This window comes from Ornithinibacillus halophilus, assembly GCF_900129485.1.
In the GTDB taxonomy this organism is placed as follows: domain Bacteria; phylum Bacillota; class Bacilli; order Bacillales; family Amphibacillaceae; genus Ornithinibacillus; species Ornithinibacillus halophilus.
The window spans coordinates 1-24418 of the sequence record NZ_FQVW01000043.1 but is presented as its reverse complement, the minus strand read 5'-3'; the positions used below and the strand labels follow the sequence as shown (position 1 = coordinate 24418).

The 24418-nt window shown below is 38.0% G+C and carries 24 protein-coding genes, 14 tRNA genes, 2 rRNA genes and 1 riboswitch; of the genes, 27 read left to right on the top strand and 13 right to left on the bottom strand.

What is annotated here, in order from left to right:
* From BUB12_RS14040 to BUB12_RS13960, 17 genes are all read left to right on the top strand, one after another.
* Nucleotides 1-292 (top strand): 23S ribosomal RNA (locus tag BUB12_RS14040); the annotation flags it as partial.
* A gap of 205 nt (nucleotides 293-497) precedes the next feature.
* A 5S ribosomal RNA gene (rrf, locus tag BUB12_RS14035) occupies nucleotides 498-613 on the top strand.
* An 8-nt stretch (nucleotides 614-621) separates the two neighbouring features.
* Nucleotides 622-696 (top strand) — tRNA-Asn (locus BUB12_RS14030).
* Between the two features lies 1 nt (nucleotide 697).
* A tRNA-Ser gene (locus BUB12_RS14025) sits at nucleotides 698-789 on the top strand.
* A gap of 14 nt (nucleotides 790-803) precedes the next feature.
* A tRNA-Glu gene (locus BUB12_RS14020) sits at nucleotides 804-878 on the top strand.
* 3 nt (nucleotides 879-881) lie between these two features.
* Nucleotides 882-957 (top strand) — tRNA-Val (locus tag BUB12_RS14015).
* A 263-nt stretch (nucleotides 958-1220) separates the two neighbouring features.
* Nucleotides 1221-1297, top strand: a tRNA-Met gene (locus tag BUB12_RS14010).
* A 67-nt stretch (nucleotides 1298-1364) separates the two neighbouring features.
* Nucleotides 1365-1441 (top strand) — tRNA-Asp (locus BUB12_RS14005).
* Between the two features lie 25 nt (nucleotides 1442-1466).
* Nucleotides 1467-1542: transfer RNA gene (locus BUB12_RS14000), tRNA-Phe, on the top strand.
* Nucleotides 1543-1553: 11 nt separating this feature from the next.
* Nucleotides 1554-1638: transfer RNA gene (locus tag BUB12_RS13995), tRNA-Tyr, on the top strand.
* A gap of 20 nt (nucleotides 1639-1658) precedes the next feature.
* A tRNA-Trp gene (locus BUB12_RS13990) sits at nucleotides 1659-1732 on the top strand.
* A gap of 13 nt (nucleotides 1733-1745) precedes the next feature.
* Nucleotides 1746-1821, top strand: a tRNA-His gene (locus BUB12_RS13985).
* Nucleotides 1822-1824: 3 nt separating this feature from the next.
* Nucleotides 1825-1896, top strand: a tRNA-Gln gene (locus BUB12_RS13980).
* A gap of 8 nt (nucleotides 1897-1904) precedes the next feature.
* A tRNA-Gly gene (locus BUB12_RS13975) sits at nucleotides 1905-1979 on the top strand.
* Nucleotides 1980-1986: 7 nt separating this feature from the next.
* Nucleotides 1987-2060: transfer RNA gene (locus BUB12_RS13970), tRNA-Cys, on the top strand.
* Nucleotides 2061-2067: 7 nt separating this feature from the next.
* Nucleotides 2068-2151, top strand: a tRNA-Leu gene (locus BUB12_RS13965).
* A gap of 309 nt (nucleotides 2152-2460) precedes the next feature.
* On the top strand, nucleotides 2461-3069 hold the full coding sequence (locus tag BUB12_RS13960) for a DUF6241 domain-containing protein (protein WP_072891542.1): 609 nt from the start codon (nucleotides 2461-2463) through the stop codon (nucleotides 3067-3069).
* A gap of 157 nt (nucleotides 3070-3226) precedes the next feature.
* Here BUB12_RS13960 and BUB12_RS13955 read toward each other — a convergent pair whose 3' ends face one another.
* Nucleotides 3227-4195 carry an NAD(P)-dependent alcohol dehydrogenase gene (locus BUB12_RS13955; protein ID WP_072891541.1) on the bottom strand — a complete coding sequence of 323 codons (969 nt, stop codon included), beginning with the start codon at nucleotides 4193-4195 and terminating at the stop codon, nucleotides 3227-3229.
* A gap of 271 nt (nucleotides 4196-4466) precedes the next feature.
* Here BUB12_RS13955 and BUB12_RS13950 point away from each other — a divergent pair, with 271 nt between their 5' ends.
* The 5 genes from BUB12_RS13950 to BUB12_RS13930 all read left to right on the top strand — a co-directional run bounded on the left by BUB12_RS13950 (nucleotide 4467) and on the right by BUB12_RS13930 (nucleotide 9936).
* A complete protein-coding gene (locus BUB12_RS13950) occupies nucleotides 4467-5849 on the top strand; it encodes a multicopper oxidase family protein (RefSeq protein WP_234982723.1) in 1383 nt (460 codons plus the stop codon).
* Nucleotides 5850-6080: 231 nt separating this feature from the next.
* Entirely contained in the window at nucleotides 6081-6431 is a 351-nt protein-coding gene (locus BUB12_RS13945) for a VOC family protein (protein ID WP_072891539.1), read from the top strand.
* Between the two features lie 576 nt (nucleotides 6432-7007).
* On the top strand, nucleotides 7008-7892 hold the full coding sequence (locus BUB12_RS13940; protein ID WP_072891538.1) for a glycine betaine ABC transporter substrate-binding protein: 885 nt from the start codon (nucleotides 7008-7010) through the stop codon (nucleotides 7890-7892).
* Nucleotides 7893-7906: 14 nt separating this feature from the next.
* Nucleotides 7907-9094 carry a quaternary amine ABC transporter ATP-binding protein gene (locus tag BUB12_RS13935; RefSeq protein ID WP_072891537.1) on the top strand — a complete coding sequence of 396 codons (1188 nt, stop codon included), beginning with the start codon at nucleotides 7907-7909 and terminating at the stop codon, nucleotides 9092-9094.
* 2 nt (nucleotides 9095-9096) lie between these two features.
* Nucleotides 9097-9936, top strand: a complete 840-nt coding sequence (locus BUB12_RS13930; RefSeq protein WP_072891536.1) for an ABC transporter permease — start codon at nucleotides 9097-9099, stop codon at nucleotides 9934-9936.
* A gap of 191 nt (nucleotides 9937-10127) precedes the next feature.
* Here the strand turns inward: BUB12_RS13930 and BUB12_RS13925 are convergent, their stop codons facing one another.
* The 9 genes from BUB12_RS13925 to BUB12_RS13885 form a co-directional block, all read right to left on the bottom strand.
* Nucleotides 10128-10769 (bottom strand): lysoplasmalogenase, encoded by a 642-nt coding sequence (locus tag BUB12_RS13925; RefSeq protein ID WP_072891535.1) that lies wholly within the window; start codon nucleotides 10767-10769, stop codon nucleotides 10128-10130.
* Nucleotides 10770-10872: 103 nt separating this feature from the next.
* Nucleotides 10873-11505, bottom strand: a complete 633-nt coding sequence (locus BUB12_RS13920; protein ID WP_084063360.1) for a DUF4956 domain-containing protein — start codon at nucleotides 11503-11505, stop codon at nucleotides 10873-10875.
* Nucleotide 11506: 1 nt separating this feature from the next.
* On the bottom strand, nucleotides 11507-12268 hold the full coding sequence (locus BUB12_RS13915) for a polyphosphate polymerase domain-containing protein (RefSeq protein WP_072891534.1): 762 nt from the start codon (nucleotides 12266-12268) through the stop codon (nucleotides 11507-11509).
* 238 nt (nucleotides 12269-12506) lie between these two features.
* Complete coding sequence (locus BUB12_RS13910; RefSeq protein WP_072891533.1) at nucleotides 12507-12962, bottom strand: hypothetical protein; 456 nt, start codon at nucleotides 12960-12962, stop codon at nucleotides 12507-12509.
* A 187-nt stretch (nucleotides 12963-13149) separates the two neighbouring features.
* Entirely contained in the window at nucleotides 13150-13737 is a 588-nt protein-coding gene (locus BUB12_RS13905; RefSeq protein WP_072891532.1) for a YkoF family thiamine/hydroxymethylpyrimidine-binding protein, read from the bottom strand.
* A gap of 56 nt (nucleotides 13738-13793) precedes the next feature.
* On the bottom strand, nucleotides 13794-14519 hold the full coding sequence (locus BUB12_RS13900) for an ABC transporter ATP-binding protein (RefSeq protein WP_072891531.1): 726 nt from the start codon (nucleotides 14517-14519) through the stop codon (nucleotides 13794-13796).
* Entirely contained in the window at nucleotides 14520-15287 is a 768-nt protein-coding gene (locus tag BUB12_RS13895; RefSeq protein WP_072891530.1) for an ABC transporter permease, read from the bottom strand.
* Nucleotides 15288-15362: 75 nt separating this feature from the next.
* Nucleotides 15363-16367 (bottom strand): ABC transporter substrate-binding protein, encoded by a 1005-nt coding sequence (locus tag BUB12_RS13890; protein ID WP_234982722.1) that lies wholly within the window; start codon nucleotides 16365-16367, stop codon nucleotides 15363-15365.
* A gap of 145 nt (nucleotides 16368-16512) precedes the next feature.
* Nucleotides 16513-16622: riboswitch (TPP riboswitch) on the bottom strand.
* A gap of 212 nt (nucleotides 16623-16834) precedes the next feature.
* Nucleotides 16835-17734, bottom strand: a complete 900-nt coding sequence (locus BUB12_RS13885) for a helix-turn-helix domain-containing protein (RefSeq protein WP_072891529.1) — start codon at nucleotides 17732-17734, stop codon at nucleotides 16835-16837.
* Between the two features lie 167 nt (nucleotides 17735-17901).
* On the opposite strand from BUB12_RS13885, the gene BUB12_RS13880 reads away from it, so the two are divergent.
* Complete coding sequence (locus tag BUB12_RS13880; protein ID WP_072891528.1) at nucleotides 17902-19236, top strand: amidohydrolase family protein; 1335 nt, start codon at nucleotides 17902-17904, stop codon at nucleotides 19234-19236.
* A 241-nt stretch (nucleotides 19237-19477) separates the two neighbouring features.
* On the opposite strand, the gene BUB12_RS13875 is transcribed toward BUB12_RS13880, so the two are convergent.
* Nucleotides 19478-19822, bottom strand: coding sequence for a DUF6176 family protein (locus BUB12_RS13875; RefSeq protein ID WP_072891527.1), 345 nt, complete (start codon nucleotides 19820-19822; stop codon nucleotides 19478-19480).
* 89 nt (nucleotides 19823-19911) lie between these two features.
* Nucleotides 19912-20124, bottom strand: a complete 213-nt coding sequence (locus BUB12_RS17750) for a PF20097 family protein (protein WP_072891526.1) — start codon at nucleotides 20122-20124, stop codon at nucleotides 19912-19914.
* A 210-nt stretch (nucleotides 20125-20334) separates the two neighbouring features.
* Here BUB12_RS17750 and BUB12_RS13865 point away from each other — a divergent pair, with 210 nt between their 5' ends.
* The 4 genes from BUB12_RS13865 to BUB12_RS13850 all read left to right on the top strand — a co-directional run bounded on the left by BUB12_RS13865 (nucleotide 20335) and on the right by BUB12_RS13850 (nucleotide 22725).
* Complete coding sequence (locus BUB12_RS13865) at nucleotides 20335-20598, top strand: hypothetical protein (protein WP_072891525.1); 264 nt, start codon at nucleotides 20335-20337, stop codon at nucleotides 20596-20598.
* 43 nt (nucleotides 20599-20641) lie between these two features.
* Nucleotides 20642-21019 carry an iron chaperone gene (locus BUB12_RS13860; RefSeq protein ID WP_072891524.1) on the top strand — a complete coding sequence of 126 codons (378 nt, stop codon included), beginning with the start codon at nucleotides 20642-20644 and terminating at the stop codon, nucleotides 21017-21019.
* An 81-nt stretch (nucleotides 21020-21100) separates the two neighbouring features.
* Complete coding sequence (locus tag BUB12_RS13855) at nucleotides 21101-21808, top strand: DNA alkylation repair protein (RefSeq protein WP_072891523.1); 708 nt, start codon at nucleotides 21101-21103, stop codon at nucleotides 21806-21808.
* Between the two features lie 17 nt (nucleotides 21809-21825).
* Entirely contained in the window at nucleotides 21826-22725 is a 900-nt protein-coding gene (locus tag BUB12_RS13850) for a macrolide 2'-phosphotransferase (protein WP_072891522.1), read from the top strand.
* A 59-nt stretch (nucleotides 22726-22784) separates the two neighbouring features.
* Here BUB12_RS13850 and BUB12_RS13845 read toward each other — a convergent pair whose 3' ends face one another.
* Nucleotides 22785-23504, bottom strand: coding sequence for a DUF2161 domain-containing phosphodiesterase (locus BUB12_RS13845; RefSeq protein WP_234982721.1), 720 nt, complete (start codon nucleotides 23502-23504; stop codon nucleotides 22785-22787).
* Nucleotides 23505-24418: the final 914 nt, after the last annotated feature.

Here is a 24418-nt window from a genome sequence, read left to right as displayed (position 1 = left end):
TCCCTATCCGTCGTGGGCGTTGGAAGTTTGAGAGGAGCTGTCCTTAGTACGAGAGGACCGGGATGGACACACCGCTGGTGTACCAGTTGTTCCGCCAGGAGCATAGCTGGGTAGCTACGTGTGGAAAGGATAAGTGCTGAAAGCATCTAAGCATGAAGCCCCCCTCAAGATGAGACTTCCCATCACTTCGAGTGAGTAAGATCCCTCAGAGACGATGAGGTTGATAGGTCCGAGGTGGAAGCGTGGTGACACGTGGAGCTGACGGATACTAATCGATCGAGGACTTAACTAACACATTTGATTCGTTGTTTATCTCTTATTTAGTTTTTAGGGTATAAATCACAAAGAAATTTGCTGAATTTATGCTTGATTTTTTCCGAAAAACATATATAATATATTTTGTGACGAAAAAATCATGATCACTTGAAAGCCTTCACGGAAGTTCGGTGAATTGCTCATATCCAATGTGTAGAACCGAATGACTTAAATAATGTATGTCTGGTAGCGATGGCGAGAAGGTCACACCTGTTCCCATGCCGAACACAGAAGTTAAGCTTCTCAGCGCCGATGGTAGTTGGGGCATTGCCCCTGCAAGAGTAGGACGCCGCCAGGCGATAACATTCCACAGTAGCTCAGTGGTAGAGCAATCGGCTGTTAACCGATCGGTCGTAGGTTCGAATCCTACCTGTGGAGCCATGGAGAGCTGTCCGAGTGGTCGAAGGAGCACGATTGGAAATCGTGTAGGCTGCGATAGTGGTCTCGAGGGTTCAAATCCCTCGCTCTCCGCCATTTAACTTTAAAATGGCCCGTTGGTCAAGCGGTTAAGACACCGCCCTTTCACGGCGGTAACACGGGTTCGAATCCCGTACGGGTCACCATGTGGAGGATTAGCTCAGCTGGGAGAGCACCTGCCTTACAAGCAGGGGGTCGCAGGTTCGAGCCCTGCATCCTCCACCATTTATAACTTAATTTTCATATCGCGGGGTGGAGCAAGCCGTTTACATCACGAATCACTACTATGTGCAGGCTTGTGAGGAGTAAACCTCTTTGGTTATACTACTTAGCAAACGACGAACAGTCTTTTGAGCAATGCTTCTACCGAATTAACTGCGAGTAACCCCGATGGATACACATCATTGATTATGCTAGTAGAAACAGGGGTCAAATGCTCAGTACATACTCTAATTAAATGAGTATATAAAACTTAATTTTCTTCATATCGCGGGGTGGAGCAGTCTGGTAGCTCGTCGGGCTCATAACCCGAAGGTCGTAGGTTCAAATCCTGCCCCCGCAACCAAATTATTCCAACTAACTACATCGATTAAGCATCTTTACTAGTTGGGAAATCAGTAGTTTTATAAGTTGGTCCGGTAGTTCAGTTGGTTAGAATGCCTGCCTGTCACGCAGGAGGTCGCGGGTTCGAGTCCCGTCCGGACCGCCATCCTTTAAAACAGTATAACTTTTATGGCTCGGTAGCTCAGTCGGTAGAGCAACGGACTGAAAATCCGTGTGTCGGCGGTTCGATTCCGTCCCGAGCCACCATTCTTTTGGATGGAGGGGTAGCGAAGTGGCTAAACGCGGCGGACTGTAAATCCGCTCCCTCAGGGTTCGGCAGTTCGAATCTGCCCCCCTCCACCATTTATAATATATAGTATAGTAGGGGTATAGTTTAATGGTAAAACGAAGGTCTCCAAAACCTTTGATGTGGGTTCGATTCCTACTACCCCTGCCATTTTCTATTTATGGCGGTCGTGGCGAAGTGGTTAACGCACCGGATTGTGGCTCCGGCATTCGTGGGTTCGATTCCCACCGGTCGCCCCATATTGGGCTATAGCCAAGCGGTAAGGCAACGGGTTTTGGTCTCGTGATTCCTAGGTTCGAATCCTAGTAGCCCAGTCTTTTTTGCGGAAGTAGTTCAGTGGTAGAACACCACCTTGCCAAGGTGGGGGTCGCGGGTTCGAATCCCGTCTTCCGCTCCAGGAACACGGCGGTATAGCCAAGTGGTAAGGCAGAGGTCTGCAAAACCTTTATCACCGGTTCAAATCCGGTTACCGCCTCCAATTATTTGCCGGTGTGGCGGAATTGGCAGACGCGCGGGACTCAAAATCCCGTGTCCTCACGGACGTGTCGGTTCGACCCCGACCACCGGTATCAAAAATCTTGTAATATAAAGGCTTTCAACGGTTAAGTTGGAAGTCTTTTTTGTTGTTTATTACGGGACTAAAATAAGAAAAAGTCGGAGCATCGAATCCCATTCCTTAGCTTATATGATGTCGAAACATTCAAGGGCGTTTTGAGAAGTATAAGAACTTCAAATAAATAAATAAATAAATAAATAAACAGCTCAGAAGAAAACTAACTAATAGGGACGAGGTTATGCTGTAATTAATCGAAAAGTGTATTTTCAAACTTCTCTTCGTGATACAATAATAACAAAACGAATGACGAAGGGAAGATTTCATGAAGAAAGCGATCTTAGTATTGTTGGCAGTATTTATACTAGTTGGTGGAGGTACATATGTATTAGCTTCATCGGCAAAACAAGAGGAACCTAAAATTGAACCTGAAAGTGGTAATTTGGAAGAAAAAGCTGACGATTTGAGTGAAGACGAGTTCACAATTCCTAATAATCCAGATATGGATTTAGATGAATATATAGAAATGCCAAAGCCAAAGTATACAAACGTCCCAATTGATGGATGGTCGTACGAAAAGTTCAATAAAGTATTTCGAGAATTTGGAGATATGCCAACTATTGATGACATCAATAGAGAAATTATTCAAATGACATTCCAAAAGATGGATCCTAATGAAGTGAAAGAAAAGATGAAAAGTTTTCCTGATAAGTTTGAAGTAGAAGAGAATCACCCAGAAATGAATGAAGATAACATAAAGTTTATGACACTTGCTGTTGAGAATATATTTGATACGAATGGTTTTGATAATGATGAACCAGACACTAATAAAGATAATGAATACTACCAAACATTCTTGAATGAGTGGTTGAATGGGGATTTCAGTAATTTAACTGAGGTACATGAAGAATTAATGAAAGATTTTGTTTTATAAATAATAATAAATAAAAGCAGTTATAATGTCCAAATCTTATAATTCTGCTTTACAGAAAAACACCTCCGGATATAAATCTATTCGGAGGTGTTTTTATATTTCTCACAACAACCATGAGAGAAGCAACTCCCAAAATCCGTTATAGTTCATCTACGATTCAGGGGTTATTTAATTCAATCTTTACAATAACCTTTCCTTGAGCATGGCCCTCTTCAAAATACGTAAAGGCATTTGGCAGTTTATCAAATGAAAATTGTCGGTCAATAACAGGAGTTAATTGATTTTTTTCAACTAGTTCCTTAATAAAAAGTAAGTCTTCTTGTTTAGGAGTTTGCATAAAGATGTTTATCTTTTTATTTCCAATTGAATGCAGCACAGCCCGTGGCATTTGCTTTGGGGAACCACCAACAAGTATAAACTTCCCATCAGGTTTTAATGCCTTTAAATAATTCGAGATTGGTTGGTAACCATTTACACCCAGGATGACATCGTATGTATGAGCTTTTTCAAAAATGTTCTCTTTCTTATAATCAATTACATGATCTATACCTAAGGATTTAATTATGTCTACGTTTCTTGTGCTGCAAACAACTGTTACCTTTGCACCTAATGCCTTTGCAACTTGAACAGCAAAGGTGCCAACACCACCAGAAGCACCATAAATTAATACTTCTTGCCCAGCTTGAACATGGCCTTTGTCTCGAAGTGCTTGAAGGGCAGTGGATGCAGCCATTGGTAATGCAGCAGCCTGTTCAAAAGAAACGTTTTTAGGTTTTATAGCTATCGATTTTTCTGGAACAGCAACATAGTCTGCAAATGCTCCCCAGCCACTGCTTGATAAATCTCCGATTACTTCATCCCCGACTTGAAACTGTGTTGCATTTTTCCCAACTGCCTCAATGGTACCTGCAATATCCCCACCGGGAATTTTAAATTTTGGTTTAGTTAACCCAAAAGCAAAACGTGAAACAAAAGGTTTTCCACGTAAAAGCACAATATTGCTATAGTTGATTGATGTTGCGTGTACTTTAACCAATACTTGATTATCTTTACAAATTGGCTTATCAACATCTTGCAGTTTTAAAACATCGGGTGTTCCATACTTTTTAGTAACGAAAGCTTTCATCGTTTTCCTCCTATTAATATATAATTGTATTTAATGTATTTTTTACAGTTTATTCATGGTGTAGAACAAGTAGACTGCCCATAATTTTAGGAACAATTTAACTCTTTTTTCCTGTCATGTAAGAACCCCCATATTTTTAAATTCATGTTACTATATTAATAGAGTTTTAAATGAAAGGAAGTATTGCATCCAATTGAATTCACATAAACGACTAATAGTCATTTTAAGTATAGTATTTATTATTCTCTTGGCTGGTTGTAAGGAGGCCGAGGTGAAATCGAATGTAGGGGAACTAGATTTTGAGCAACCTTTAAAGATTCCTGAATTATTAGAGCCTACGATTGAATCTGACGGGTCGAAACATTTTTCTCTAACAATGAAGCCAGGGACTAGTGAATTTTTACCAGGGAAAACGACAGATACATGGGGAGTTAATGGCTCCTATCTTGGTCCTACCATTAGAGTATCACGTGGGGATGAAGTTTCATTTGATGTCGAAAATAAGCTGGGGGAAATCTCCACACTTCATTGGCATGGCATGATGTTGCCACCGGTTATGGATGGTGGTCCACATCAAATGATTGAAGCAAATGACACGTGGTCTCCCTATTGGGAAATTGATCAGCCGGCAGCTACCACTTGGTATCATCCACACTTGCATGGTAAAACGGCACAGCATGTGTACCAAGGAATAGCAGGTATGTTTATTATTGATGATGAGGATTCTGAAAAACTACCATCTAATTATGGGGTAGATGATATCCCACTCATCGTGCAAGATAAATTGTTTACTAGTGACGGGCAGTTTACAATGAATGAGGATTCGGCATATGGAACACTTGGTGATGAGATTCTTGTCAATGGCACGTACGACCCGTATTTAGAAGTAACTGCTAGTCAAGTGCGGTTCCGATTGTTGAATGGATCGAATGCAAGGGCCTATAATTTTGGGTTTACGGATGGCCGGTCATTCCAAGTAGTGGGAAATGATGCGGGACTTTTAAATGAGCCGGTAACATTAGAACGCATTATGTTAAGTCCTGGGGAACGTGCAGAGATTGTTGTTCAATTTGAGCCTGGGGATGAAACAATCCTTCGCAGTTACAGCCGTGGTGCTGGTATCGCCAATGGAAATTTTGACATATTGAAAATCAATGCAGCATCCGAATTAACAGAGTCGACGCCAATAAGTGGTCAATTATCTACCGTTGAGCCAATTGAAGTTCCAGAAGATGCGACATTAAGAGAGTTTACTTTAACCTTGAAAAATGAAATCAATGATAAATTGATGGACATGCAACGAATTGATGAAGTTGTTCCAGCAGGGGCAAAGGAAATATGGGTCATTCACAATTATGGCTCAGAGCATAATTTTCATATTCATGATGCCGCATTTCGTGTGCTAGATGTAGATGGTAACGAACCAGAGGAGTATGAGAGAGGGAGAAAGGATACCGTGTATGTTCCACATGGTGCAACCGTTCGCCTAGCTGTGGAATTTGGAAATCATACCGATCTTAATTATCCACTTATGTATCATTGCCATCTATTAAAGCACGAAGATGAAGGAATGATGGGGCAGTTTCTACTTGTCGAACCAGGAACAGATTCAGAAGTACCAATGACATTGCCAGAAAGTGATATGCACCATTAATAGAATAATCACTCTAAAAGAAGCTTGTTAACAAGCTTCTTTTAGTTTACTTTTTAGTTTTATTAACGGACCCGTTAGCTGAAGGTTCACTCCGTTAACTTCGTGAATTATATAACCCAAATTCTATCATTCCTCTCCTATACATAGTGGGTTTTAATTGGGAATAATAATTAGAATTATCTGTAAAAATGAGTTACAATGTTAAAAGGATAAAATAGAGGGAGTGAGAATATGAACATTATTGGAATTGGTGGCGTATTTTTAAGAAGTGAAAAAATGGGAGAGGTTAAAGCTTGGTATAAAGAAGTGATAGGTATCAATTTAGAAGATTGGAATGGTACTGTTATTCAACCAAAGTCAGGTAGTGAAACGACATTTTCATTTTTTAAAAAAGATAGTAATTACTTTCCAAAGAAGTTTGACGTTATGATAAATTTTCAAGTTGATAATATGGAAGAAGTTTTAATGCATTTAGATACATTGGGAGTCCCTCTTGTTAAGGAAGTTGAAAAAAGTGAGTACGGAACATTTGTAACGATTGAGGATCCAGAAGGTCGTTGGATTGAACTTTGGGAGAAATAAGAAATGAGCAGGAGCTTGGAACTAGAACTCTCTGAAAAGCTTCCTTTTACTAAAAAAAGGTCAGCCCCACTTTGCTGAAGTTGCAGCATAGCAGGGGATTGACCTTAATTATTTTCTAAATAGGATATGGAAACTTTTAGGTTGGCATTACGCTCTCTAATTACGTTTTAATAGTTCTTATGTGTGGGGGAAAGGCATCCTATGATTCAAGTGTGAGTTTGTAATGTAAAAGAAGAAAAATGGCTTGAATCTACTAAGCCATTTTTCTTGGTGTGCCATAAATATTCACTAGTTTCGTAAGAAGAATTATTGGGTCAAAATGAAGCTACAACTCCGTCCCTGTGCATTATTATTCGATGATGTATCGGAGAATTAAGCTTTCTAATTTACGTTAAACTATTGGCAAGAGTAATTCTGTGTTAGTATCCTATCCCTTTATGATTTGAATTTGATTGTATTATTCTATATTATTAAATAGGTATGTAAGGAAGGAGAAAGAAATTGTGATTGCTATATGTATTAAATTTAAAATGCAACACACTTCATTTAGAAAATTTAATTTAGGAGGAAATAGATATGAAGAAAATTAAAGCTTTATTAATACTTTTGATAATGAGTGCATTATTAGTTGCCTGCGGTGGTAATGATGAAGGCGATAATAATGAAGAAGATGCACAGGGAAATGACGCAGAGGATAAAGGTGTTATTACGATTGGGAATGCGCCTTATGACTATGAAACGCCTCCCGTTGAAATCACAAAGCTAATTGCGGAAGAGCAAGGCTATGAGGTAGAAGTTTTAGAAGGTGATATAGGATTTATGTTCTTATCCATGCAACAAGGGGATGTCGATATATGGCCCGGACTTTGGCCGAATATTCATGAAACATACTATGAGAAATTTGCAGGAGACTTCCAAGAGGGAAGCACAATCTTTGATGGTGCACCAACAGGATGGGTAGCGCCGACCTATATGGGGATTGAATCAATTGATGAATTGGTAGGTAATGAAGATATTGTCGACGGAAAATTAATTGGCTTTGAACCTGGTTCAGGGATGATGCTTACATCTGAAGAGGTAGTGGAAGCTCACGGCTTAGATCTTGAAATTGTATCGGGAACAATGTCATCCATGCTAACAGAAGTCGAATATGCAATCAGTCAACAAGAACCAATCTTATTCTTAGGCTGGCGCCCGCATACTATGTTTAGAAAATATGACATTGTAGCCCTTGAAGATTCTAAAGGTTACTGGGGCGATGATAGCTTCGTTTGGGGAGTAAATAACGATTTTGAATCAAAGGCACCAGAAATTTACAACTTTGTTAATAACTTTGAAATGAGTATTGACGAAGTGGAAGAGTACCTCTATCAAAATCAAGATGAAGGCCAAGATGCAACAGAATTAGCAAAACAATGGATAGAAGACAATCGTTCGGATATCGATGCTTGGTTAGAATAATAAGGGTGGCGTAAATGTCTATTATTAAAATTGAAAATCTATATAAAGTCTTTGGGAAGGAACCAAAGGCAGCGATAGAATTAGTGGAACAAGGTTATACAAAAGAAGAAATTATGGAAAAAACCGGCAATACAGTCGGGATTAATAATGTATCCTTTGAAGTAAAGGCTGGAGAATCTTTTGTTGTTATGGGCCTTTCAGGTAGCGGAAAGTCAACGTTAGTTCGCTGTCTTAACCGTTTAATTGAACCAACTTCAGGGTCCATTTATATTAATGATAAAGATATTACAAAGATGGATAAGCATGAACTATCTGATATTCGTAAAAAGACCATTAATATGGTTTTTCAGAACTTTGCTATTTTCCCTCATAAAACCGTTCTTGAAAATGCATCTTACGGATTAAAAGTACGTGGAATTGCCAAGGAAGAACGGGAACAAAAGGGACGAGAGGCCTTAGAAAATGTTGGTTTAAAAGGATGGGAAGATTCTTATCCTTCCAATTTAAGTGGTGGAATGCAACAACGAGTCGGGCTTGCGCGTGCACTTGCAACAGATTCAGAAATTTTATTGATGGACGAAGCCTTTAGTGCACTTGATCCATTAATTAGAAAAGACATGCAGACCGAACTGCTAGAACTTCAAGATAGCTTACAAAAAACAATCGTCTTTATCACCCATGATTTGGATGAAGCCTTACGTATAGGAGATCGGATTGCTTTGATGAAAGAAGGAGAAGTTGTTCAAATAGGCACTCCCGAGGAAATTATGATGTCCCCAGCCACAGATTATGTTAAGAAATTCGTTGAAGATGTGGATCGCTCACGGGTTTTAACTGCAGAAATGATTATGAAGAAAACTGCAACCGTTGTTCGCTATCCAAAAGATGGCCCTCGTGTTGCCCTTCATCGGATGAATGAAAGTGATATTTCCAGTATTTTTGTCTTAGATAAACAAAGTCGGCTTATCGGTATTGTAATGGCTGAAGATGCTTTGAAAGCAGTAGAAAATAATGAAACAAGTCTTGATTCCATTATTCAAAAGGACATACCCAAAGCATTGCCTGATACGCCAGTGAAAGAAATGTTTGCTTTATTAACGGGAAAGAACTTACCTTTAGCTGTTGTTAATGAACATGACAAGTTTCTTGGCATTGTTGTTCGAGGCACCGTGATGGCAAAGCTTGCTGAAGGGGAGGGCTAAAGATGTTTGATTTTTACATTCCGTTAGAAGATTGGATTAACGCTGGTTTTGAAAAAATAAGTAGTGCTCTCAGTCCTTTTTTACGTTCATCAAGTGAAATATTAGAGACATTAATTAATGCATTTGAAGATTTGTTACTATGGCCGCCAGAAATTGTAATCATGGTTCTAGTATCCTTATTAGTATGGTGGGCTTCGAGTTATCGTCTAGCCATTTTTGCATTTGTAGGACTTTTGCTTACTTTTGGAATTGATATTTGGGATGCTACGATGGCAACTATAGCTCTAGCTCTCTCGGGAACCGCTGTCTCTTTGATTATCGGGATTCCATTAGGTATTATTGCATCACAAAGTAATGTATTCGAACGCATCTTAAGACCTATCTTGGATTTTATGCAAACGATACCTAGTTTCGTTTACCTAATACCAGCAGTTATGTTTTTTGGTATGGGAAAAGTAGCCGCGCTTGTTGCTACAATGATTTTTGCTATGCCCCCTGCCGTCCGTTTAACCACATTAGGTATTAGAGAAGTATCTGGTGAAATGGTCGAAGCGGCTAAGGCATTTGGATCTGGTCGATGGCAAACCTTAAAGGATGTGCAATTGCCTCTTGCTTTACCTACCATTATGGCAGGTGTCAACCAATGTATCATGATGGCACTAGCAATGACCGTTATTGCATCCATGATTGGTGCGGGTGGTTTAGGTAACATTGTGTTACGATCCATGCAAAGCATCAATATTGGCTTAGGTGTTGTTGGTGGTTTAGGTATTGTTGTCCTCGCCATCTTATTAGATCGAATGACAGAAAGTATTTCTAATAAAATGAATAAAAATAAATAAAGTATATGTATGGGGCTGTTTTGTCGAGGAATTGACTCAGAAGTACCAATGACATTACCAGAAAGTGATATGCACCATTCATATACTACTTCACAATAAAAGGAGCTTATTTAAAAGCTTCTTTTATTTTTGGTTTTTCCAGTAGTTACATGTGTTAGTTATATTTTTGAAGAAAATAATCGAGCAGCCCTTTACATACTACCTAAACTGATCGCAAAGAGTAATTGAGCAGAAAAATAAGTGCTCATGACAAAGTAGTCTGCTAGTCTAAATGAAACCTTAAATTTATTGATGGCTAAAATAGCATCTGAAATGAAAAATAGTAATGCTGCAATAATGAGCAATGATTTGCCAGTCATAATGGCAAGGATTAACATCGTTGTGATGATGGTGATGTAACAGGCAACTGCAAAAAGAAGTGTAGTGCCTCCTTCTTTTCGTACATCTTGAAATAAATAAAAATAAATAATAACTGCCAATATAATGAGTACGATGATGGGAATAGCCACATTTCCTGAAAGTGTAAAACGAAACGTAACCAGAAATCCAACTATATACAGAAGATGAGCAATAAGGAAACTAGCAAGTCCATGGATAAACCATTTTTCCCGTAGCATTAAGAAAATATCACCCAATAGTGAAAAAATCAATGCTACTAACACCCAATAGCTAAAGACAGTGCTTAGACCAGATTCCATAATTGCTAGGAGAATAATTAATATCATAGTACCTGGTTTCCAGATGAACTTGTACAATTTATGATCAAAATATATAGCGAAAACCAGATACATTATAGATGAAATTACAATCAATGTAATTAACATGACATCCATGTTCCATCCTCCTCTTATTATCTTTTCTACTAAGTATAACAAACAGAATAGATAAAGTATTCTAAAAAATAAATCCCCTACTATATTTAGCAGGGGATTGACCTTAATTATTTTCTAAATAGGATAAGGACACTTTTAGGTTGGCATTACGTTCTCTAATTACGTTTAATAGTTCTTGGTCCTTAGTAGTTGTTTTGCTACGAATCGCAAATGTGTAAAGAATCATTGTTCCAAGATTCGTTGTTTCTACACTTCTAAGCGTGTGACTATCAGTGTACCTCAATAAGATATCCTCAAATAAATCCTCATGATTTAAGTTCTCTGGAACAGTTATTTTCAATATCTGGGAATCTTTTCCCTTAGCGTAATTATACTTATCTAGTAAATAAATGACTAAGGAAGCAAAGAGTGTAAGTAGAATAGCAACCATGATTTGATTCAGTCCTGCTGCCATCCCAATAATTAACCCGAAAAACATAAAGGAAATATCTTTTGCATCTGTAACAGCACTACGGAAACGGATTAACGAGAATATCGCAAATAATCCAAAGGCAACTCCTGCATTGTCACTGATGATATTCATAACTGCAGATACGATAATACTCATAATGATTATTGTATGAACAAAGGACTGGGAGTATCGTTCTCCTTTAAACGTGATTTGGTATACGGTTGTGATAAAAATACTAAGAATTGCTGCTACCATCATTCCTATAATTGTTGTTGTAAAATCCATTTTATCTCGCTCCTATCGCTACTTTTTCATGTTGTATATTGTTAGGTAATGCATTACCTTTTAATCGTTCTAAACTTGTGCAGAATTTAGATGCACTGCGTTGCTCACATTGTAAATCTTGTAAAATTCTTGCTAACCATAGAGGGACACTATTTGTAACTTTTACCTCAAGGACGACCAAATCGGGATCGATGAAATTTTCTCCGTGTGGTCCGTATTCGATGTTCAAATCTTCATTTCGACAACGTAAATTCAAATCAAAAGTTATTCGTAAATCTGGATCGGTAATGCAATGGAAAGCATGCCGATCATAGCTTACGACCATTTCAGGTTCCAATTGATAGAACTTCCGGAAGTGATGAATCTCTTTCAAAATTTGATAATTTGATGCTTCGTATTCTTTTTCTAAATTGTCGGTAGGTTTATTAATATACCGGTAAGCGTCTATTAATGGAATTGCCGTTCTTCTCTTATTGACGACATTTTTATGCTTTTGTTTTACTTCAAAAAATGCAACACCATTAATATCTGTTTCATCATAAATTCGAAGACGTAACTTTTGTCTAAATTTGAGTTTGTTCTTTGTTTCGAAATAAATCGCATGTTGCTGATTGTCGAAGTATAGACTGGTTACCGTATATTTTCCTTCTTTCCCAAATTTGTCGTAGCGCATATAAGGCGCCATCCGGTCAATGAGCGACTGGTATTGTGCTCTTGTGATTAGATATTTCTGTTCTCTTCTACTAAAAATTTCTAAGACCATTTTCTCCATCCCATCTTGTTGTATTATGTAAGTTTGTTAACTTAATGTAAATCATAGATTAATAATCTTAATATTTAAGGTGAATAAAATGAGAAAATGATTAGAATTAGATGAGAGATTGAATATTTTGGGGCGCATAAGTGGTTGTATATGGTTATTGAGTTATCATTCCTCAATAAAAAATGCACCCACATATAGTGAGTGCAAGTTGAATATTGCTAATTCTGCTGTTTATTAATTATTGTTTATTATTTTTATTAGATTTATAATCTAAGATTTCCTGATTTTCAACAGCTTTAAGTTTTCCTTGTTTTTTATCCATAATAAATAAGTCTTCCACTTCCACCTCTGAAGATTTCTGCTGAACAGTTTCTAAAATATCAATAGCTGAATTCTCAATTTCGTCAAGAAAATCAGCGAGAAATCGTCTCTGATATTCTGCCTCTTCCTTATAGGCTTTAGCTACTTCATAGTATTGCATTTTTTCTTTAGGGTCGTTTGTTGATTCAGCCGCCTTTTCTGCATTTTTGGCATGCTTAAGCGCCTCTTCCATTTTGTTAATACTTTTTTCCCTTGCTCTTGCTTTCAATGATTCGAAAATAAATTTAGCAATTGTTTGTCCAAAATTAATGATTACAAATTTAACTGCTGGCCACGCAAACTTTATAAACCATTCGATTACTTTTTTCTTCATTTAAAAAACCCTCCTTACTACTTAATTCGACAAAACTGGATAATTTCCTGTATCTTGCCTTTGGAAATTTTCCAAATGAAATATTACAGTATAAGAATTAGTATCAATGATTTTGAGGAGGATATACTTCATTATTCTATTTAAAGTAAACATGAAAACGCAGGACTGATCCTGCGCTTCATATGTATTATTTATGTGATGGACTATTTGCTGAAATGGAGACAGTCATGACGGTATGACTGGCCCCACCTTCCACCGTCGCATTAAATGCTTTTTCTAAGCCATCGAATACTTGGATTGCTTCACCTTCTAACTTCGTTGATAATGGTGCTGAAGAAACAGTAACAAACTCTTTCATCGCTTCGATTTGTTGATAAATAAGATCCATGTAATTCCCACCACCTAAAGGGTAAAGTGAAAACTTAGCTGCAACATATTGTTTCGTATCTTTAATCGTTTCTTTATTCACTGGAATATCATCAACCTCATGGTTAACATTTTCATTAGACCCTCCAGGACAACCACATGAATATGACGCCTGAAATGCAACATGTTTCCCGGTACTTGCTGCATGCATAAAGAGCGCTTTTGTTACATCAAAAACATGAGCAGATGTTCCACGTACACTTGTTGAAACATCATCTGTTTCCAACCAAACGTTTGATGTATCCACTTCCTTTAATGCTCCTAAAATGATGTCTTTAAAATCATCACTCATTGGATGAATGGAAAAACTCGCACTTACCAAATTACTACGTCCACAAGATTCTTGCATAACGATTCCTCCTCAAGTTTATACTTTCGTTTTCTAAACGCGCTTTACACGTTGCCTTAAACTTGAATCACATCAATAATTTTCTTTTTCCATTGAAGAAATTCTTCAGACAGCAATAAATCACCGTCTCTCGGTCTATTAAATGGTACTTTGATTACTTCTTTAATTCCTGCAGGATTTACGGATAGGATAATAATTTTGTCGGATAAAAATAATGCCTCATCAATGCTATGTGTAATAAAAAGAATCGATTGTTCGTAATCCTCCCAAATGGACAGAAGCCATTTCTGCATGTCGGTCCGAGTAAACTCATCAAGAGCAGAGAACGGTTCATCGAGCAACATTAGCGATTGTGGGCTTAACAAGGCACGAATGAAAGCGACCCGCTGTTTCATACCACCAGATAACTCATGTGGGTACGCATGAATGACATCACCCAGTCCTGCTCTTTCTAACATAGCTTCAGCCCGTTTGTGATCCTTCTTTCCTTGCAATTCCTGTCCTAGTAACACATTTTTAATAACTGTTCTCCATGGAAAAAGGGAAGCCTGCTGTGGCATGTAACTAATAAAGCCACGTTTATTTGTAATTTCCTCTCCGTTCAAATAGATATCCCCAGCATCTGGTGCTAAAAGACCTCCAATCAGACTAAACAGGGTACTCTTGCCACTCCCAGAAGGGCCAATTAATGAAACAAACTCACCATTCGCAACATGAAGTGAAATTTCTTGAAGTACCTGTTTTTGCCCAAATGATTTACTCACATTACGCAATTCCAACATCTACGTCTTTTCTCCCTTCTGCTGCCAGCGAATGAAAAACCTTTCCAACAATAAAATCAATCCATAAAAGGCTAAACTGATGACCATTGCAACGATAATGGCTACAAACACTCGTGATGTACGATATGAAGAGGCAGCAAGTGTCATAAACACCCCAATTCCTTTTTGTGCACCTAACCATTCCGAAACGACAGCTGCCATTACGCTGTATGTTCCTGCGATTTTTAATCCAGAGAATATCGAAGGAACAGCATGTGGCAATTCTAATTTCCAGAATAACTGAGCTTTACTTGCTCCCATCATTTTCATATAGTGGACTAACTCACGATTTGTTTGGGTAAATCCACCTAAAGCAGAAACGGCAATCGGAAAGAAACATGCTAACGTAATGATAATTAATTTCGGTAAAGCATTGAATCCGAACCAAATCACAAGTAATGGGGCCAGAACAATAATGGGCATGTTCTGAGAAATTATGATAAAAGGAAAAAAGGTTTCGCGAACTTTTGGCATGAGATGTAATATGGTTGCCACTCCTAAGCCAACTGTCGTCCCGATTAGAAAACCAGATACTGATAATTTTACGGTTGACCCTAGATGGGGCAAAAACGTTGGAATGACGTTTTTAGCCTCCATCACAATATCGGAAGGGGCCGGGAGTAACCATTCCTCAATGGAAAATAAACGTGTTGCTACTTCCCATAGTCCAATGAAGAGCATGATGGCAAGGAATGGTCTCCATGTTTTTTTCACTAAACTTGTTTTCATTGGTATTTCTCCTCAAGGTCAATCATGATATTTCCTTACATTTTGCAGGAATTGTTGATTTGTTTTTCTATAAATCTACTTTTTCGGTAAAAACTCGTTTGTAAATGCCTGCTCAATATCGACAGGTTCATCAATAATTTCATATTCTAATAGAAAGTCAGCAAATTTTTGCCATCTTTCTTGTTCTTGGGTCCCAAATTGGTCTGCATCATCCTGATACCGGGGAGATATCCAATCTTGGCTGCGTTTAACAAGATCAGGATCAAGGTCTGGTACATGATCAATTAAGATTTGCGCTGCATCTTCAGGATGTTCAACTGCAAACTCATACCCTTTCACAGCAGCATGTGTAAAAGCTTTAACCAATTCGGGATCGGTGGAAATCATTTCTTCGCTAGTAGCAATAATCGGTGTGTAATAATCAAGTTCATCAGAGAAATCAGCAAGGTACACCATGTTCAAATCAACACCGCGAAGCTCTGCTTCAATCCCGGTCCACCCGTAGAAAACAAGGGAGAAATCCACATCTCGTTCCACTGCTACAAAAAAGTCAGAGTCCCCAGTTGTAATATAATCGACTTCTTCCACATCGGCATTGTCATTTTCCATCAATGTTTTCATCATCGCTTTTTCCAGGTCAGAACCATATGCACCGAACTTTTTCCCTTCAAAGTCCTTTGGTGATGTAATCCCTTTTTCGACAGGGGAGGCATAGCCAGCTGTATTATGTTGCAGCACTGCGGCGATGGATACGAGTGGAAGGCCTTCCGAGCGTGCCTGTGTTAGCCCTTCCTGATAGCTAATCCCAAAGTCTGCTCTCTCCGCTGCTAGTAGTTGATTTACTCCTACTTCTCCAGGTAATAGAATTTCAACATCTAAACCTTGTTCTTCAAAATAGCCTTTTTCTTTTGCAACATAAATTCCAGTGTGGTTCGTATTCGGTGTCCAATCAAGTGCAAATGTTACTGGAGTGAGGTCAGCGTTATTGTCCTCATTATTTCCTTTGTTTTCATTGCTTTGGCCACAGCCTGCCATGAAAATGATACCTACAAACAAAATGATACGAATCAAGTTCTTCAAGTTAATACCCCCATTAGTTATTCGCTATATAAGGAGGGTCCTTTGAAACAGATTGGCGAGTTTATCAGCATGTTAAAAACAAAATAAAAAGTGCGCTAAAGATTGGTTCTTTAGCGCACAGGAATGTATCTCATTTATGTAAAAATGATTCTAATGAAATGTTCCCTCCGCTGGTGCCAACCAGATCAGGTTCAAAGGGTCAGTATTTCAAGAATACAATCTCAGCTAGCATCACTAGCCCCCCCACATATAACGTATGAAGTTTTTATTCTACATTACAACACACAGTATGCCACAGTTATGAAATCGTTGCAAATCAATTTCATGAAAAGAGTGAAATTAGGAAAAAAGCATTACATAGGGAAAAGTGAAAGTTATTAGTGAATAACAGTATAAGAAGTTGGCTATCGTACAATATGTCCACATGCACCCATGGTTTGTGGTTATAAGAAAGAATTTGTTGCGTTCTATAGAAATTGTTTGATTTGCATTAAGAATTGCTCCATATTATTTGCCATCTTCGTTGAATTCAAATCCTTTAATAGTTCGATTGCTTGATTCATTTTTTCCGTACCTACCTCTATTTTACCAGTCCTCATATCATAAGCTCCTTTGAGCTGTAATAAATAGACTCGCTCAATTAAGTTGCTTTCAGGAATGGCAACCGTTTCAAGATACCCGAAAAATTCACTAATTTCCTTTTGATACGTAAACTCTTCGTGAAATCGATTCACTGGACCAATTAAAAAGACAATGGTGTTAAACAGTACGGATGTGATGGCATCATTTACCTTCGCATAGTCTCTAAACCGTGCACTTTTTTCATAAGCTGTTCTAGATAGCATGATGACTAAGTCTGGATGTAGTAATAATAAGGTCCCATTATAAAGCATTAATTCATAATATCCCCATACTTCCACGCGAAATAAGTAATCAGAGAGGAGGCGAATATCACTTTCTTGTACGCCTTTATCAATATAATCCTTGTCGACAATACTTTCGTACACCTCGATCAATAGTGCATTATAATGATAGGTTTCTACGCCATATTGCTTCCACTTTTTTAACTGTACATCTTTTAATTTCCTCAGTTGGTCCACATCTCGATTTAAGTATGCAGACTGTGTTGTTTTAAAAAATTGCTCTAGTTTATCGGGTTGATAATCGTGATGGATGTATAAAAACTCATCAAAATTCATCATGATGTTCTCTAATAATCTTGTCATCAATCCTAAAGTAATATCTGATTCCCCACGTTCAAATTTGGAAAGAAAAGAGACAGAACAGACGCCATCTGCCAATCTTTCTAATGTGATTCCTTTTTGTTTTCGTATCATTCTTAATGTTTTTCCGTATTCCGTAAACAAACCAATTCCCCCTTAGAAAAGCACAGACGCTCTCTGAATTTACTTTCCTATCTTTTGAAGAAAATAAAATTCCACTATATGACAATTATTATAGGTTACCGTTTTAATCAATATACAATAAAATCAGAATAATTAATACAGTGGATATTATATTGGAGGGAAATCAAATGGAAAACTTGTTAATTAAAAATGGAACGATTGTTGATGTGGAAAATGGTGTTACTTTTGTAGGGGCAATTGAAGTAAAAGAAAATAAGATTAAAAGAATTATCCATCAAGGGGAGGTTTTACCTGAAGGCATCGAGACTATCGATGCAGAGGGGAAATATATCATTCCAGGGCTAATCGATATGCATTGCCATATTCATGAGGGATTTGCACCTCATTTTGTCGCATCTGGGGTAACGACTGTAAGAAATCTAGCAGGGAACGTTAAGTTACTAAAAAATTTAATAGAAAAACCAGATCATGCCCCAACACCGAGAGTATATGCTGCAGACCGCATGATTGATGGCTCACCGGGACAGTGGGGTCCAACTAGTTATGGCAATTTCGTAACTGATGATCCTGAAGAAGCAAGAAAAGAAGTTCGTAGACAACTAGAAGTCGGAGCAAAATTTATTAAATTGTATGGATGGATTAAGAGAGATGTCATGGAAGCAGCAGTTGATGAGGCGAAGAAGCATAATCTGGAAGTTGCAATTGACTTATTAAATTCCAAGGACGTAACAGCACTTGAAGCAGCAGAGGCAGGGGTTAATTGGATTGAACATGCGTCTGGATTTGCTCAAGAAATGTATAAAGGCTGGAACTTATTTGAAGACCAAGAGCAGTGGAGTCATATTAATTGGGAGCATCCAGATCAAGAGAAAGTGAGAGAGATTTGTGAAAAAATGCTAGCACACAATGTGAAAATATGCCCAACAATGGTCGTGTTGGATCAACCTTTTCAGTATCCTAATATTTGGTCACCAAAAAATAAAGTAATCGAATCGATTGAAAGTAAAAATCACCCAACGGAGTATTGGAAAAGTCATGAAGAACTCGTTGATAAGATTAAAGAGCAGACAGCTGTAGTAAATAACTTAACAAAAGCAATTGCAAAAACGTACTATGATTTAGGTGGAACAGTGGTTGCTGGAACAGATACACCAGCTTTGTTATATACGTACCCAGGAATGGCGTTGCATCGGGAACTAGAATTGTTTGTGGAAATTGGATTTACGGAATTAGAAGCATTACAAGCTGCAACAGTAAATGCAGCTAACTCTATTGAACTAAATGAAATTGGAACCATCCAAGAAGGAAAAATTGCAGATTTAGTTATTTTAAACAAGAATCCATTAGAGGATATTAAACATACACGGGACATTGATTTAGTAGTGAAGGGTGGTAAAGCCTACAATCAAGAGGAGATTTTAAGTAACATTCCAAGTGAAGAAGAGATTAACCGTAACCTCCAAGCCTTTATGGAGGAATGGGAGGCAGTTCATGCAAAATAAGAATCAGTGACAGACTGGGGACGGTTCTTTGAAAAATGAGAGCCGTCCCCATTTCTCAAAGAAAAAACGTCTGTATAAATACAGACGTTTTCTACGTATATTTGTGGCGAGGAATCATGTGTTCACATCCACATGTATACCATTCCTCGTCTTACACAAATCAGCTCATCGCTAGATTAGTATACCATGAATGAGAGGAATAAGACATTAGTAAATACTGGGTGAATTTGTTGTTGCAGTTTTAGTTCATACTATTTCTGACTTTCTGAGGTATCATAACTACTTCTGTTGTTAAGTCGATTGGCTGGAAGGTTTCGTCTATACATTCATCCCAGAACTCTAAGTGCTTTTTGTCAATCCAATGTTCGGATTGCTCTACTTCTTGACCACCTTCACCTTGGACAGAGAACCAATATAAAAACTCTTCACCGTTTAGATGCTCTCTAAATATAGTTTCAACATACATTTTTTCTCCTTCTAACGTAAGGAGAACATCTTTCATATTGTCATTTAAAAATGCTAACCATTCATCAACACGTTCTGACTTGCCCTTTTTAACTCTAAATCTAGTTGCTTCTACGTTCATATTTTGCTAGTCCCCCTAGATCAATTTCTCTTCAAATTTTAACAGGTGAAATGGGATTTGCATACAGTATTGCCTATTATGGGGAAGAATCAATCATACATAAAATTAACGATTTTGCATGTTTTACATCGATGTGCATCAACTTTTTTCAACTTAATCAACGGAACTCCAACTAATGTCTCATCTCCTCCAAGACTCGCATATTTTGCTTTGTTATCTTCAGACCACATGATTTGTCGTGGAGAGTACATATACCCTTTTTCCATCTTTTCGTTGCACCTTGGGCATGTATCTAATGTCATTTTCTCACCCTTTCGACTACTGACGTATATTTATTTCTGGACTTATATTTAGAAAATTCGTTAAACTAATCATAACATATATGTAGAATATGGTTAAAGCTACATTGTTGGGGTGATACTTCTATTTGATGGGTGTGATACTATTTTAAGTATCAATGCATATTTGAAAATGATTCATGGTGGTGTGAGTTTGTTGAATGTAGAGATTGGATGGAATCAGCAAGAATGATTTGTGAATTACGTTTTAAGCGAATTGTAGATGTAACGTTAGGGCAAGACAAGCCTCATCTTTATTTAACTCTAGATTCTGGGGAAGTACTGTTTGTAAATGGACACAATCCTGACTATGAAAGTTGGCAAGTCGAAGTACATAATAACTCTAATTTAGATGATGTTTTCCAAGTAGTAGCTTGTCCTGGTGATAGTTTGGCTGTATGGGTTCCAGAGGATATATTAGCAAATTTTGATAGATAGTATAGTGCCTGAATGCAAATAAATAGGGGAGTGTGATTTTACGATGCAATATGATGCGAAGAATTCCGAAGAATATTTAGAAATGCTTGAAGACGACTGGAGAAAAGAGAAATTACTCATCGTTCGGCAAATGATACTTAATTATGCACCTGAATTGGAAGAAGTCATTCGTTATAAGATGTTGAATTATGGTAAAGATGATACTTATATTTTTGCATTAAATGCACAGAAACATTATGTCAGTCTCTACGTTGGTACAATTGAAAAAATCGAAAACGCGGAAGCTCTTCTAGAAGGCTATAATTATGGAAAAGGCTGCATTCGTATTAAAAAGACGATAAAAATGGAAGATACCGGATTGGAACAATTTATCCAGAAAACGATTGATATGTGGCGTGCAGGGGAAGATACAGCTTGTTAATAGTCTTCCTATAAAGAAAATAAAGAACTAGAAAAACTCGTTTGGAGTATTAAATCTAATAGTAATAATGGAGGGAAAACTATGACTTATGAAGAAATTATGCAAAAGCTTGAGGAATTAGGGAGTGAACAAACGAAGAAAATCTATTTAAATCATGGAGTAAAGGAACCTTATTTTGGTGTGAAGGTTGGAGATTTGAAAAAGCTTGTTAAGTTTGTAAAGAAGGATCATGAGTTAGCATTACAACTATATGATTCTGGTAATCATGATGCAATGTATTTGGCAGGTCTTTCCGTTGATCCGAAATTAATGACTAAAGAAGTCTTACAAGATTGGGCGAAGAAAGCTTATTGGTATATGATTGCTGAATATACCGTAGCTCAAGTTGCTGCTGAAAGTGAGTATGCGCTTGAGTTGGCAATTGAATGGATAGAATCAGAAGAAGAGATGGTTGCAGTTGCAGGATGGAGTGCTTATTCGAATTATTTATCAATTACTCCTGATGAAGAACTAGACATCGATGAGATTAGATCGTTGCTGAACAGAGTGAAAAATCACGTGCATGAAGAACGTAATCGGGTTCGTTATGTGATGAATTCCTTTGTGATTTCTGTTGGATCCTATGTACCCGAATTAACGGAAGAAGCAAAACAGGTTGCAGAGTCGATAGGGAAAGTGCATGTGGACGTAGGAAATACTGCTTGTAAAGTACCACTTGCAACAACGTATATTAAAAAAGTAGAAGATAAAAATCGTATCGGTAAAAAGCGAAAGACTTGTATTTGCTAGTATTGGAGGAAAAAAAGATGAGTAAAGACATGGAGCAGATTTTAGAAATAGCGAAAAGACATCAACTCATTTTAAAGGAAGAGACGTTGCAATTCAATGAATCGGGACTAGATTTTCAAGTTGCTTTTGGACAAGATGAATTTGGAACGGAATGGGCTCTCAGGGTTCCTAGGCGAAAAGATGTCATGCCAAGAACAAAGGTGGAAAAACAAGCATTAGACTTGGTAAATCAGCATGCTTCAACTTTTCAAGCACCGCACTGGGTAATTTATACGGATGAGCTGATTGCTTATAAGAAGTTAGATGGAGTGCCAGCTGGTACCATTGATCATTCAATTGGAAACTACGTTTGGGAAATCGATATTGAGCATGTTCCACAAACATTTAACAACTCACTTGGACGTGTATTAGCAGAGCTTCATCGTATCCCGATTGACCAAGCTGCTGAACTTGGGTTAGAAGTACATACACCTGAGGAAGCAAGACTATCTATGAAGCAACGTATGGATGCTGTAAAAGACAAGTTCGGCGTTGGTGAGGAATTATGGAATAGATGGCAGACTTGGATTAATAATGATGACATGTGGCCGAAAAGAACAGGGCTCATGCATGGAGATTTACATGCTGGGCACACGATGATTGATAGGGATGCCAACGTAACTGGCTTAATTGATTGGACAGAAGCAAAAGTAACCGACATTTCAAATGACTTTGTTTTTAACTATAAAGCATTTGGTGAAGAAGGGTTAGAAGCGTTAATTGTTGCTTATAAAGAAGCAGGTGGATATTACTGGCCCAAGATGAAAGAACATATTATCGAGCTTGATGCAGCTTACGCAGTGGCTGTTGCTGAATTTGCAATGGTGTCTGGTTTGGAAGAATATGAGAAAATGGCAAAGGAAGCATTGGGAGTGTAGCAAAAAGGGTCAGTTCTCTGTGGATCTGACCCTAGATTATTACCATTATGAATACAAAACTATTTACGATAATACTCCACTAGCTCCGGATATTGCTTTAACTCCAATTTTCCTTTTTCACTTAGAACATAAATACCACGTTTTACTCGAGTAAACCAACCATAATAATTTTTACTTAATATGGATTGTGTTTTCTTGCCCGTTCCCATTTGTAATAATTGTTTAGGGGAAAGTTCTCCGTGCTCTTCTAGGTAACTAGCAATCTGGATGCAGTTTTCTCGGTAAGCAGTCATAATCTGTTTTCTACTAGAGCCACCTACATTATAATCTGCACTTCGCCCGTTAATTTCTTTTATGATTGCTTGTCTGAGGTACTTGGCTTTTCCCATGCTAATTGGACGATGGAAAGGGGTTGGCTCTATGATAACTTCTACACGTTTTTGTTTTTCAGTAAAGGAAACGAGAATTAACCCTAGCTCTAATCTACGTATGAGATGACATGTGTCTCGCCATTTTTTGGAACGGGGGTTATGCTTTTTTGGTTTCGGTATAGCCACATAGACATGCTCAGAAACCCGTTGTCGTTTTGTTGCTTGAATGAGTAAATCAACGGTTAAGTTTAATTTTAATTCTACTAGAATGAGCAGGTCGTCTTTAATGACTGCAATATCACAGTCTTTCACCTCTCCGTACACTTCATATCCCTTACGTTTAAAATATTTATTGATTGGTTCATATAAATCGATTTCTTTCAATTTTACTTTTTCCAATGATAGCACCGTCCAGTTTAGAAATACTAGATTTCATTCTATCATATTTAAGGATAGTTGAAGGCTGGGTCAAAAGTATTTTAGATATATCAAAATCCGAACAATTTGAATTTGTTCGTATTTTTGAAATTACGAGCAAATTTTAGTGATGGTGTGAATTTTACCGCTACGGAAAATACACTTCGCTTTCCGCGGGCGGCTGGTGAGCCTCCTCGGACTTTCGTGAGGACACTGAAAAACTAAGTAATAATAAAAAATGAGTCCGACAATTCTATATGCAGTTTAGTATACAGGGGTTCGGAGGCTGAGACAAAGGTGTTTTAGTTAAAGTAAAATCCAAACTTTATTCAAGATTTAGTTTTTTTATGAAATGTAAATGTAGTGTAATCTCTGCCGCTTCAGAAATACACTTCGCTTTCCGCGGGCGGCTGGTAAGCCAGGGTACTACTTGGTTAAGCTTCCTTGCACCCTTGCGCTGAGGAAGCCTGCTTCGAAGCTTTACTTGTAGACGCAAGCGCATCATGGGGTCTCACCTATGCCTCTGCTCCCGCCGGAGTCTACGTGTATTTCTTACGCTAGTGTGTATTCTTAGACAATATGAATTATGGACCTACTGCATTATCACTAGTTGATTGGAGCGGAGGGCAGTCGACTCCTTGAAAATGCATTTCCATTTGCATTTTCTGCGTGCGATGTTTCTCTGACGTAGCCTTCCTTGGGACTGCGATTACTCGCCCCACCGAAAACATTTGTCCTGCGGGAATAGCACGTGACCGAAGACCCCAAAAGATGTACCTGCGTCTACTAGAAAGTCTAAGAAGTCAATTCCTCGGTACAAGGCAGCAAAGAAGTTTATTCAAGTAGTCGCCTGGCTGAGGCCGTGCCCGCGGAAAGCGACTGTCCGCAGTGCAAATCAACAAAGC